This is a genomic window from Martinezella sp. CNPSo 3964, assembly GCF_057784375.1.
Genome location: NZ_JBXSOW010000001.1, coordinates 1,335,910 through 1,344,976, shown reverse-complemented (window position 1 = coordinate 1,344,976; position 9,067 = coordinate 1,335,910). Strand labels below are relative to the sequence as shown.

General features: G+C 60.3%; 7 protein-coding genes. 5 read left to right on the top strand and 2 right to left on the bottom strand.

The features are described 5' to 3' along the window. Positions 1-112 precede the first annotated feature (112 nt). Positions 113-1,363, bottom strand: coding sequence for a tetratricopeptide repeat-containing protein (locus AC13Q5_RS06580; RefSeq protein ID WP_488501144.1), 1,251 nt, complete (start codon positions 1,361-1,363; stop codon positions 113-115). Further along, the gene (locus AC13Q5_RS06575; RefSeq protein ID WP_488501143.1) at positions 1,357-2,844 is read right to left on the bottom strand and encodes a pyridoxal phosphate-dependent decarboxylase family protein; all 1,488 of its coding nucleotides are present in this window, start codon (positions 2,842-2,844) and stop codon (positions 1,357-1,359) included. Before AC13Q5_RS06575 ends, AC13Q5_RS06580 begins: the two co-directional genes overlap by 7 nt. 454 nt (positions 2,845-3,298) lie before the next feature. Here AC13Q5_RS06575 and AC13Q5_RS06570 point away from each other — a divergent pair, with 454 nt between their 5' ends. The 5 genes from AC13Q5_RS06570 to motC all read left to right on the top strand — a co-directional run bounded on the left by AC13Q5_RS06570 (position 3,299) and on the right by motC (position 9,067). Further along, positions 3,299-4,219: a flagellin N-terminal helical domain-containing protein gene (locus AC13Q5_RS06570; protein WP_488501142.1), complete on the top strand. Its 921-nt coding sequence runs from the start codon at positions 3,299-3,301 to the stop codon at positions 4,217-4,219. Between the two features lie 256 nt (positions 4,220-4,475). Continuing rightward, complete coding sequence (locus tag AC13Q5_RS06565; protein WP_075855176.1) at positions 4,476-5,456, top strand: flagellin N-terminal helical domain-containing protein; 981 nt, start codon at positions 4,476-4,478, stop codon at positions 5,454-5,456. Between the two features lie 243 nt (positions 5,457-5,699). Beyond that, positions 5,700-6,332 carry a hypothetical protein gene (locus AC13Q5_RS06560; RefSeq protein ID WP_488501141.1) on the top strand — a complete coding sequence of 211 codons (633 nt, stop codon included), beginning with the start codon at positions 5,700-5,702 and terminating at the stop codon, positions 6,330-6,332. Further along, on the top strand, positions 6,329-7,759 hold the full coding sequence (locus AC13Q5_RS06555; protein ID WP_457878290.1) for a MotB family protein: 1,431 nt from the start codon (positions 6,329-6,331) through the stop codon (positions 7,757-7,759). Before AC13Q5_RS06560 ends, AC13Q5_RS06555 begins: the two co-directional genes overlap by 4 nt. A 3-nt stretch (positions 7,760-7,762) precedes the next feature. Continuing rightward, positions 7,763-9,067 (top strand): chemotaxis protein MotC, encoded by a 1,305-nt coding sequence (motC, locus tag AC13Q5_RS06550; RefSeq protein ID WP_075855170.1) that lies wholly within the window; start codon positions 7,763-7,765, stop codon positions 9,065-9,067.

Below are 9,067 nucleotides of genomic sequence, written 5' to 3'. Positions count from 1 at the left end.
AGAAGCGCCGACGCCACGCGTTGGTCGACTTACACAGGAAAACAATATCGCCGCGCCTTCCTCGGAGGGCGCGGTTTTCGTTTTGGCGCAACGCCGTAATCCAGCCGTGCGCCTAAAGCGCGCCGTCCGCCTTTCGCCTGATCGCATCGACGAAGCCATCGAACAGCTTGCGCATGGCGACCTGCTTATAGGGATAGACTATGGGGTCATCCATGTTGTGGACCACCATCGCAACATCGAGCTCGAATACCAGCAAACGACCGTCAGGAAGCTCCGCGCAGTCGATGCCGAAATAGTCGAGTTTGATACAACGGCAGAGCGCGGCAAAGCTCTCTTCGTGGCGAACGGCGAAATCGCGATCGAAATCCTCCATCCACGCTTGCTCGACCGCTCGTTTAGCCGCGCTCTGGCCCATGCCGGCACTGAGATAGTGCACGATCCAGTGGTCCGAGAGCGCCATGTGGCTGGCAAAGGCCTTGCCGTCGATGAATACGACACGCTGCTTGTTGTAGTAGCCGTCGGCTCCACGGAAATCGATGAAGGGTGCCACATAAAGCTCGGGCGCCGGCTGCGTCGCGAGAAAGGCCGCCAGCTCCGCTGGGTCGGAGATGCGTTCCATTCCGTTGCCGGCATGTGTGCTGATCGGGCGCACGACCAGCGGGAAGGCCAGGCCAGGGGCGCAGTCTTTCAGCTGTTTGGCGCCCGCGCCGACGGCTGCGAGATCCTCGCGCGATACGCGATGGGTGATGGGCGAGAGGATCGACGGCTCGTTTGCCAGCATTCCGCTCACCCCGTCGCGCGTCAATCTCGCGATCATTTCCGGATTGCGGTTCATCACCAGACCATCGAACCTGGCAAGCAGCCCCTGCATATGGGCGAGCAGCGGGGTGTTCTCGGTCGATTCTCCGATCGCCATGAAGGCGACGTCATGATCCGGCAAGCCGAAGAGCGCGGAGGTCTGCAGGTCGACATAGCGCAGCCACAGCACGCAATCGCTGCCCGCCAATAGAAAATCCAGCGGCGTATTGGCCATGAAATCGCCTTCGGTGACGAAGGCCAAAAGGCGCGGTCCGCTTCCGTTGCCGTGGACCACGCGGAAGTCACGCCGCAGTTGCACGGCGTTCTTCAGGATCTGGCGTGCCTCTTCGGAACGGCCAAGCGTTTGCAGGATGATCGCCAGGTCCATGAGTGCGGCCGCATCGGTCGAATCGGCTGTCACCCGCTGCATGAGCTCGTTCCATAGCGGCGTCACGTCGCGGCCGGCATAGACGAGCGAGACGATTCTCTGCATGCCGAGAATTCGGGAAGCGTCCGGTGTGTTGGAGAGCGCTGGATCGATGGTTGGGGCTTTGGTCATCAGCATTGGGGGAGATCCTGTCGGGAGCCGATCGTCAAAACGCTATGAACGAGCTGGTCGACATCCGCCTGTCGCGTGCGATGGTTCACGATCGCGGCGCGGATTGCCGGCTGCCCATTCAGATGGGTCAGGGATGGAGCGACGCGGCCTTCGGCATGCAGCCGCTCGACGATATGGGAATTGATGGAGGCAGGTATCGCTCCGTCTGCGCCGACATAGGCAAAGCAGACGATATTGAGTGCAACCGGTGCAAGCAATTTCAGCTGAGGTTCCCGGTCGATGCGTTCGGCCAGCCTGCGAGCCAGCCTGCAGTTGGCGCTCATTGCGTCTCCCAGAGCCTTGGCGCCGTAGGTTTTCAGCGTGAACCAGGTCTTCAGCGCCCTGAAGCCGCGCGACAGATCCGGACCGTAATCGCAGGGCCACCAGTCTCCGCCTGCAAGTCCGCTGGCCGCGCGGCTGAGATAGGCGGCGTCCGAAGCAAAGGTCTGCCGCTGCCATTCGCTGTCCCGCACGAGCAGGAAGCCGGCATCGTAGGGAACCTGGCCCCATTTGTGGAAATCGAATGCGAGCGAATCGCAGCTGTCGATACCGGCGAACAGATGTGCGAGGTCAGGGCTCAATACGCCGAGAGCACCCAGCGCGCCGTCGATGTGAAAATGAAGATCGTAGCTGTCGGCGATATGCCGCAAGGCGGCGAGATCGTCGACGGCGCCGGTATTGACCGTTCCGGCACTGCCGATGATGAGGAACGGCACAAGGCCTTCCCGCCTGTCGCGAAGGATCGCCTGTTCCAGCGCATCGATATCGATCTGGCCAAGGTTATTGACGGCAATGCGCCGCAGCTGATCGCTGCCGATGCCGGACATTTCGAAAGCGCGGGGAACACAGCCATGAACCTCGTTCGAGGCATACGCCACGAGCCGGGACTCGTCGGACAGACCGGTTGCGCGCACATCGCGGCCGAGCTTGCGGCATCTGGCGATCTGCACCGCGACGAAATTGGCTTGCGATGCGCCGGTAAGGAAGATGCCGCCCGCCGTTTCCGGAAAGGAGAAGATCTCACGCGTCCAGCGAATGATCTGGCGCTCGACTTCGATCGGCATATGATCGCGTCCGCCGAGATTGGCATTCAGCCCGCCGGCGAGCATTTCGGCCAGCATGCCGGTAACGGTGCCGCCGCCCTGGACCCAGCCCATGAAGCCGGGATGGATGTTGCCACTGCCATAGGGGAGGACTTTTTCCCGAAAGATGGCGTGGACTTCGGCCAGATCGCTGGCTTCGATTGGCAACGGTGCGTCGAACAAGGCGCGAGCGGAGGAGGGGGCATGTTGCCAGACCGGCTTTGTTCCGAGCGTCTGGAGATGATCGAACATGTCGTCGAGCATCTGGTGACCCTGCCTGCGCAGAGCCTGCCAGTCGTCTGGGTCGAGGCTTGTTCGCTCCTGGCGATCAACCGCCGCCCGTCCGGCGTCCTGCAAACTGAACATCTCAACCTCGCATATGGCCGCCGGTGCCGACATCATCGCCGGAACGCCGCTGGAAATGACGGCCGTCTTCGTCCGACATGGGACGGATAGCGGCTATCTACGACGCCGAAGGTGGCGCGAGGCTGACTTGTGGTCTCTTGCTGCGCGTCAAACGATGAGATCCGGGCGGAAGTGGCATATCGGCGCACGCTGGGCGGATAGGTCTCTTTCGGGTTCAATGAAAGGTAGCGTAGGCGATGGCATGTTGCCCAATGGCCTTTTTACGGAAAGGATGATTCCGTTAACTTTTGTGGCCGGGATTAACCTTTTATTAACCGTATTCCTGTCAGTTGCAGCTAGCGCAACGGTTGGTTAACCTCTCCTAAGAGGCGGTTAACAAGCATGAGGCTGATTGCCGTTCCCGGCCGCAGACCGGAATGTCCCTTCCAAATTCAGCCATAAGGGGCACTTTTCGATGACCAGCATCCTCACCAACGACGCGGCGATGTCCGCCCTCCAGACCCTGCGCAGCATCAACACGAACCTGCAGGATACGCAGAGCCGCGTTTCCTCGGGCTACAAGGTGGCCAAGGCAGCTGACAACGCCGCCTATTGGTCCATCGCGACAACCATGCGATCCGACAATAGCGCGCTTTCAGCCGTTTCGGACGCTTTGGGCCTGGGCGCCGCCAAGGTCGATACGGCCTATACGGCGATGGACAACGCCATCACCGTCGTTCAGCAGATCAAGGACAAGCTCGTCGCGGCAACCGAAAACAGCGTGTCGAAGGCTGATGTCCAGGAAGAGGTTACGCAGCTGCAACAGCAGCTGGAAAGCATTGCGCAATCCGCTTCCTTCTCCGGACAGAACTGGATGTATGCCGCCAGTGGTGCCTCGGCCTCCGTCGTCTCCTCCTTCGTGCGCAACAATGACGGTACGGTTTCCGTCAACAGCACCAGCTACGCCTTCGATACCAGCTCGCAGGGCAACGTCCTGTTCGGCGCGAACAGCAGCGGGACGATCGATACGAGCTCGGGCATTCTCGGCAGCACGCAGACCATCAGCGGCAACGACTATTCCGTCTTCAGCCTCGACATCACCAACATGACAAGCGGCGATATCGGTTCGGCGATGAACCTGGTGCAGGGCGCCCTCAACGCCATGAACAGCACGGCTTCGCAGCTCGGCTCTCTCTCGACCCGCATCGATCTGCAGACAAGCTTCGTCTCCACCCTGCGCGACACGATCGATTCCGGTGTCGGCAAGCTCGTCGACGCGGATATGGAAGAGGAGTCGAGCAGGCTTTCGGCGCTACAGACCCAGCAGCAGCTGGCTATCCAGTCGCTGCAGATTGCCAACACCAGCGCGCAGAATGTTCTTGCTCTCTTCAAGTGAGCCTTGACTGGAGCTTGCGTTGAAATGGCGCGGCGGCATTTCCCTCTTGTCGCCGCGTATAAGCTTTTGTTAACGTTGCCGCTAATTGATTTGCAGTCTCTGCGCAGATCCGGCCGCCGTTCTCCTTCCAAGCGATTGCCGGATCGCGCTTTAGCGACGGGCCGCGCTGGGATATCTCCCGCTGGTGGGCATGAGGCCAATCGTTGCTGCCGGATCGGTCCGGCTTGCCAGTCCCAATGGAACTACGGATTTTCAGATGAGCAATGTGACGACGAATCCCAGCACGTCGGCGGCTTTGACCGTGTTGCGCGGTATCAACAAAGATCTCAATGTCGTGCAGCAGCAGGTCTCGTCCGGCTACCGCATCCAGACGGCGAGCGACGATCCCACCTATTGGTCGATGGCGACCACCATGCGCTCGGACCAGAGCAGCCTTTCCACGATTACGGATGCGTTGGGCCTCGGCGCCTCCAAGGTCGATACCGCATCCACCGCCATGGATACGGTCGTCGGCCTGCTGACCCAGATCCAGTCCAAGCTGGTTTCGGCAAAGGAGTCAGGCACCGACAAGACTGCTATCAATTCGGACATTCAACAGCTCAAGAATCAGCTGCAATCCGTCACGCAGTCGGCATCCTTTTCCGGCGAGAACTGGCTTTATAATACGGAGCAGCAGCCCTCGACGCAGCAGTCGGTAATCAGCAACTTCACGCGTGGAACGAGCGGCCAGATTAGCTTCACGACGATCAGCTATGACAGTTCTCAGACCTTGATGGTCGATACTGTCAAACCCGAGCGCGGTTTGTTGACGAAGAATGTCGATGCAAGCACATTCGATACTTCGAGCAGCGGCAGCAGCACGGCTCGCAACTATTACCTTCTCTCCGCCACCGGCGGCACGACGCCGACGGACGGAACCGAGATCGCGTTATCGAGCAGCACGACCGATGCCGAACTGACCGATATGATCAATGTCACCAACTCGCTTCTGAAATCGGCAACATCGGCGGATTCGACATTGGGTCTGATGAAGTCGAATATCGACGCCCAGTCGGATTATATTTCCAAGCTCAGCGATGCCATCAAGAGCAGCGTCGGCGATCTCGTCGACACGAATATGGAAGAGGCTTCTGCGCGGCAGAGTGCCTTGCAGACGGCGCAGCAGATGGGTGTGCAGGCATTGTCGATCGCCAATAGCATGGCGAGCAAGGTGTTGATTATCCTACAGGCGAAATGATTGCCGGGCGGCGGCGTCCGATCGGCAATACCGCATCGCATTCATCCTCGCACAAGTTTGACTGCCTACGGTCCTTCGCAGTGGCTTGGCTGCGCCATGTGTCGGTGACGTTGGTCCCGGAGGGTGCTGCCTGAGGACGGAAACCGGAAGCGTGATGATCGACGTTTTGAGAATGGGAATGGATCGGCCGGCTGTCGGCATCGACTTGCAGCGTCTCTGCGACGCGAATGGGGAGATGCGCGCGTGAGCTTGACACTGTCTCGATATCTCAAGGATTTCAGCGCCGAACAGGTTCCGCCGCCCCATGTCGAGGATATGGCCTTTGCGGAACCGGTCGAATTTGCCGAAAGCCCGATGGAGCCGCCCGTCGATATCGAGGCCGAGCGCCGCGTCGCCTATGCGGAGGGGCATGAGGCTGCGACCAGGGAACTGACGCAAAGGCACCAGGCCGAGATCGATGGCATGGCCCGGTCGTTTCGCGCCGAAATGGATGCGCTGCGGATACGCTACGAAGAGCAGGCGGCGGAAAAGATCGCTGCGGACATGACACGCATTGCCACGATGCTCGGGCAGGCAATCAGCACGGAAGCTGCCGCCATTCTTGCGCCAATCATGACCGAGACCCTGACGGTCAAGGCCGTCGCCGATCTTGCCGAGCTGGTCAGGGCTGCGATCCTCGATGGTAGCGTCGGGCCGATCTCGGTCAGCGGTCCGCACCATCTCTTCGAGGTTCTCTACAGCCACCTCGGCGATGACGGCGCGCTGTTGCGCCATGTCGACGCTGACGATGTCGATCTCACCGTCACGATCGGCGAGAGCGTTCTCGTGACCCGTATGTCCGCCTGGGCCGCTAGCTTGAAAGAGATCCTGAAATGAGCGACGGCGATCAAAATCACGGCAAGCACGAGATCATCATCGTCAAGCGCCACGGCGGCGGCGATCACGAAGGCGGCCATGGCGGCGCGTGGAAAATCGCTTATGCCGATTTCATGACGGCCATGATGGCCTTCTTCCTTGTCATGTGGCTGGTGAACGCCGCCAACGAAGAGACGAAGGCCTCGGTCGCTTCCTATTTCAACCCTATCAAGCTCGCCGACGAGAAGCCGACGGAAAAGGGCCTCAAGAAGCCTGTCGATCAGGCTCAAGGCGAAAAGAATCAGCAGAAGTCCGACAAGCCGCAGGAAAAGCCGAATGACGGCAAATCGGCCAAGACTGGTGAGGATCTGACCTCCACATCAGGCGATCAGACGAACTATTCCGAAGCGGATTTCTTCGAGAATCCTTATTCGGTCCTGGCCGAGATTGCACAGGAAGTCGGCCAGCAGGCCAATGTCAGCGCCAAGGGCGAGGGTGGAGCCGCCCAATCAGGTCCGGCGACCGGTGCGGATGGTGGTCAGGCCTATCGCGATCCATTCGATCCGGATTTCTGGACCAAGCAGGTGCAGGTTTCCAGTGCCTCGAAGAAGGCGAACGAGGAACAGTCTGCCAAGTCGGATCAATCGCCCAAGGGCGAAGTCATCGCCTTGTCGAAGGCAACGGCGGCCGATGTCGGCCAATCCGCGGATCAGCCGCAAACGCCCGAACAGCAGCCGACGGTAAGCGAGCAGCAGACGACCGGCAAACAGCAGGACAAGCAGACGCAGGCTCAGCAGATTGCCAAGGCCACGGCGCAGAGCGATGCCTCCGCGCCTGAGGACAATGCCGCTCTGTCTGCGGGCAAGGATATTCAGCCGACAAAGGCACAGCAGCAGGAGGCCAAGGATCTGCAGCAGGCAATCCAGGCCGAGATCAAGGGGGTTGCCGGTCAGCTGGCCGAAGGGCTGCAGGTCAGCGCGGCGGAAGGCGGCGTGCTCGTCACCATCTCCGACCAGACCAATGACCCGATGTTCAACATCGGTTCGGCGGTTCCCCGGCGCGAGATGGTGCTGGCGATGGAAAAGATCGGCAAGATCCTGGCGGACCAGAGGGGATCGATCCTGATCCGTGGCCACACCGACGGACGTCCCTATATGGTCGGCGGCCGCAATGACAACTGGCGCCTGTCGCTCGATCGCGCCCAAAGTGCCTATTACATGCTGACGAGCGGTGGCCTGGACGAGAAGCGGATCGTTCAAGTTTCCGGCTTTGCGGACCGGCGTCTGAAGTTGCCGAACGATCCATTCAACGATGCTAACCGCCGTATCGAGATCCTGATCGCTAGTCCCTCGAACCAGGCGGCGACGGACCCTGCGGCTTCAGGAACGCAAGCTCCCGCGAAGCCTGCTTCAGGCAAGGGCAAGTCTAGCCAAGGCAAGCAGGGATAGTTCATGGCGCGCAAACAGCATCGTCATCACCTTGCGCTAACGCTCACCCTCGGCATGTTGATGCCGGGGATTGCAAGCGCCGAGGGGCAGGACAGCCTGCCGCTCTACAAGATGCTGCGCTCGCTCGAATTCGTCCAGGATTCCGTTGTTGCGGGCGATAGTTCCGCCGGAGAAATGCAGCGCTTTCTGCTCGCCACCATAGACGAACGCCTGCGCAACGCGGATAAATCTGTCTTCGAGGACAACCGCAATGTTGATGCGGCCCTGATCTACGCCATGAGCGGCGGCAATCCCGAAACGCTCGAATATCTGATGTCGCGCGACGTCAACGGCAATTTCGACAATCGCGTTGCGGATGTTCTCAGGAAATATCTGAACGGCAAGGGTCTGCTCGTCGTCAACACGCTTGTCGATATCTCCAAGGAATATCGCGACAAGCCGATCGGCCCCTATCTTTCGCTGGTTGCCGGCAACGTCATGTCGGGCAAGAACGCCAAGGCAGCCCTGCCGCTTTACGACTGGGCGCGGCTGATGGCGCCCGGCACGATCGTCGAGGAATCGGCGCTGCGTCGCTCCCTGGCTCTATGCGCCGATGCGGGCATGGTGCCGCAAGGGCTCGATTATGCGCGGCGTTATACGCGGCGTTTCCTGCATTCGCCCTACGCAAGCCAGTTTGCCGATCTTTTCGTGCAGCTGGTGGTGGATCATGATTCCGACGTCAAGCAACAGGACATCGTCGATATCCTGTCTTTCATGGACCCGCCGAGACAGCGGGAGATCTATCTGCGCATGGCGCGCCGTGCCGCAATCGCCGGCAAGGCCGATCTTGCCGCGCTTGCGGCCAATCGTGCCCAGGCGATCTCCAATGACGGCAGCGATGCCTTTGGCGCGCTGGCGAACTTCTATGGCGGCGTGGCGGGCATATCCACGCCTGAATTGAAGTCGGCTATCAACGATGTGAACCAGATGCCGGCGGGCGAACTGAATGCGCGCGACCGGGCTCTGCGCGACGCCGCAAAGGCGGTGGCGCAAGAGATATTGCGCACGCCCGACGCTGCAAGCCTCGGGCAAGGCAATGTTCCTAACCTGCCCAACCAACAGAAGACTGAACACGATGCTGCTGTGACGAATCAAGCGGGAGGCCAATCTCCCGGCACGGCGGGTGTTGAGCAGGGAGCCTCGGCAAACGCGGCTCCCGCCCCGAAGGGAGGGCGGCAGGAGGCCGACTCTTCGTTCAACGCATTCGTCACGACGAGCCGCTCGAAGCTGGATGCCATCGACGGCCTGTTGAAGCAGGAAAGTCATTGA

Excerpts from the sequence above, each read along its gene's own strand:
- AC13Q5_RS06580 (WP_488501144.1), bottom strand. The coding sequence starts at position 1,363 with ATGCTGATGACCAAAGCCCCAACCATCGATCCAGCGCTCTCCAACACA.
- AC13Q5_RS06575 (WP_488501143.1), bottom strand. The coding sequence starts at position 2,844 with ATGTTCAGTTTGCAGGACGCCGGACGGGCGGCGGTTGATCGCCAGGAG.
- AC13Q5_RS06570 (WP_488501142.1), top strand. The coding sequence starts at position 3,299 with ATGACCAGCATCCTCACCAACGACGCGGCGATGTCCGCCCTCCAGACC.
- AC13Q5_RS06565 (WP_075855176.1), top strand. The coding sequence starts at position 4,476 with ATGAGCAATGTGACGACGAATCCCAGCACGTCGGCGGCTTTGACCGTG.
- AC13Q5_RS06555 (WP_457878290.1), top strand. The coding sequence starts at position 6,329 with ATGAGCGACGGCGATCAAAATCACGGCAAGCACGAGATCATCATCGTC.
- motC (WP_075855170.1), top strand. The coding sequence starts at position 7,763 with ATGGCGCGCAAACAGCATCGTCATCACCTTGCGCTAACGCTCACCCTC.